The 2117-nt window shown below is 57.1% G+C and carries 2 protein-coding genes and 1 pseudogene; all 3 read right to left on the bottom strand.

Annotated elements, in window-relative coordinates; genetic code table 11:
* Positions 1-175: 175 nt before the first annotated feature.
* A complete protein-coding gene (gene truB / locus ACIOUG_RS26915; RefSeq protein WP_024011571.1) occupies positions 176-1093 on the bottom strand; it encodes a tRNA pseudouridine(55) synthase TruB in 918 nt (305 codons plus the stop codon).
* 4 nt (positions 1094-1097) lie between these two features.
* Positions 1098-1496, bottom strand: coding sequence for a 30S ribosome-binding factor RbfA (gene rbfA / locus ACIOUG_RS26920; RefSeq protein WP_003221549.1), 399 nt, complete (start codon positions 1494-1496; stop codon positions 1098-1100).
* Positions 1497-1656: 160 nt separating this feature from the next.
* A pseudogene (locus ACIOUG_RS26925) lies at positions 1657-2117 on the bottom strand (EF-Tu/IF-2/RF-3 family GTPase); the annotation flags it as partial.

Here is a 2117-nt window from a genome sequence, read left to right on the forward strand (position 1 = left end):
AAAAAAAAATACCTCATACTAGAAAAACATATGAGAATTTACTTCAAACTAGAGATCAAACAATCAAACCAAATATAATTAAACTGTTTCAAAAACAGTTTCAACAGGCCAGGGACAAATCCCTGTATCTATAAATGAGTAGTGACCGTGCCTGTTAACAGCCACACTCGTTCGGTCATTCTGACCGAATCAGTCGACGCGGCGCGATGCGCCCGTCTTCGCTCACTTCACCGATACCGATGAAGCGACCATTGTGATCCTGTACCCGTACCATGCCGAACTTCGGAGCATCCGGGGCACGCACCGGCTGGCCGTTGAGCCAGTAGAACGCACTCGCTTCGGAGAAGTGCAGCAGCGGCCAATCCTGCAGGCCGCTGTCCGATGGCATCAGGAAGCGGTCGACCGCTTCGTTGCCGCCTTCGGCATGTACCGCTTCCAGCTCTTCGAGGGTCACGGTCTGCGCCAGCGTGAAAGGCCCGGCCTGGGTACGACGCAGTTCCGCGACGTACGCACCACAACCGAGTTGCTCACCGATATCCTCCACCAGGGTGCGAATATAGGTGCCCTTGCTGCAATCCACCGCAAGACGCGCAGTATCGCCTTCGAAGGCCAGTAATTCCAAGCGCGCAATAGTAACAGAACGCGGTTCGCGCTCCACTACTTCGCCTGCACGGGCCAGCTTGTACAGCGGCTGACCGTCACGCTTGAGTGCCGAGTACATCGGCGGTATCTGACTGATTTGCCCACGAAATTTCGGCAGAACCGCTTCGACATCGGCGCGACCAACGGTCACCGGACGCTCCTGCAAAACCTCACCCTCGGCGTCCGCCGTGGTGGTGGTCTTGCCCAGTTGCGCCAGGGTTTCGTAACCCTTGTCGGAATCGAGCAGGTATTGCGAGAACTTCGTTGCCTCGCCAAAGCACAGCGGCAAGACACCGGTGGCCAGCGGGTCGAGACTGCCGGTGTGACCGGCCTTCTCGGCGTTGAGCAACCAGCGAACCTTCTGCAACGCGGCGTTGGAGGTGAACCCCAGCGGCTTGTCGAGCAGGATGATACCGCTGACGTTACGACGGATACGTTTGACCTGAGCCACCGAATTACTCCTTGGTGTCTTCAGGTGCAGCGGCCAGGTGCTGATTGTCCTCAGCCACGGCGCGCTCGATCAGGGCCGACAGGTGCGCACCACGCACGACGCTTTCGTCGTAGTGGAAGTGCAATTGCGGCACGCTGCGCAGCTTCATTTCACGGGCCAGTTGCATGCGCAGGAAACCTGCGGCAGCGTTGAGCACCTTGATGCTTTGCGCGATGTCTTCAGCGTTGTCCTGCCCCATTACAGTAATGAAGATCTTTGCGTGACCGACGTCACGGCTGACCTCCACAGCGGTAATGGTGACCAGGCCGACGCGCGGGTCTTTGACTTCACGACGGATCAGCTGGGCCAGCTCACGCTGCATCTGATCGCCGATACGTTGGGTACGGCTGTATTCTTTTGCCATGATTTTGTTACCTGTTACTGCCCTACGGTGAAACCCGCAAGGTCTGAAAGCGGCAAACGCCCGGCCTGACAAAAGCCAGACCGGGCGTTGCGTTTAGAGTCCTGACGCCGTGGCGCGCATCTGCATGCGGCGGCTCGGCGTGGCCCTTGAAGTGCGCGAGTCAGAGGCTGCGAGCAACCAGAACCTTCTCGAAGACTTCGATCTTGTCACCGACTTTGACGTCGTTGTAGCTCTTCACGCCGATACCGCATTACAAGCCGGCACGTACTTCGGAAGCGTCATCCTTGAAGCGGCGCAGGGATTCCAGCTCGCCTTCGAAGATAACGATGTCTTCACGCAGTACACGGATCGGACGGTTACGGTGCACAACACCTTCGATCACCATGCAACCGGCGATCGCGCCAAACTTCGGCGAACGGAACACGTCGCGCACTTCGGCCACGCCCAGGATGTTCTCGCGAACATCGCTGCCGAGCATGCCGGTCAGGGCTTTCTTGACGTCTTCGATGATGTCGTAGATCACGTTGTAGTAACGCATGTCCAGACCTTCCTGCTCGACGATCTTCCGTGCGCCATCATGTGTTATCTCGTTTAAGCGTATAAGTTGTTGTTTTGTTTGGT

Origin of the sequence: Pseudomonas sp. NPDC087803 (assembly GCF_044742995.1) — a bacterium.
Classification (GTDB): Bacteria; Pseudomonadota; Gammaproteobacteria; order Pseudomonadales; family Pseudomonadaceae; genus Aquipseudomonas.

Coding starts and splice junctions, on each gene's coding strand:
- rbfA (WP_003221549.1), bottom strand. CDS start 1,496: ATGGCAAAAGAATACAGCCGTACCCAACGTATCGGCGATCAGATGCAG.